Genomic DNA, 279 nt, shown 5'->3' with positions numbered 1-279 from the left:
GCCTACCCGGACGACCCGGAGGCGTCGGCCGAGTTCCGCCGGTTCACCGCGGCCGGGCTCGCCGAGCGCAAGGAGGCCGGCGCGCGGACGGTGATCGAGACGCTCGGCGACGCGCTCGACGGCCCGGTGACCGTCTCCCTGGACGCCGCGCAGGCGACCGCCTGGCTGCGGACGATCACCGACATCCGGCTGGTCCTCGCGGCGCGACTGGGCATCCACCAGGACGGCGACGAGGGCGAGATCCACGACCAGGATTCCGCCATGCAGCGGGCGGTATAC

General features: G+C 74.2%; 1 protein-coding gene. It reads left to right on the top strand.

Going from position 1 to position 279, the window contains the following annotated elements:
* A partial coding sequence (locus tag SB773_RS31290) for a DUF2017 family protein (RefSeq protein WP_410594174.1) occupies positions 1-279 on the top strand: 279 nt, incomplete at both ends.

The organism is Bacillus sp. SIMBA_074 (assembly GCF_046534555.1).
Lineage (GTDB): Bacteria > Bacillota > Bacilli > Bacillales > Bacillaceae_G > Bacillus_A > Bacillus_A mycoides.
This window is presented reverse-complemented; position numbering and strand designations above follow the sequence as displayed.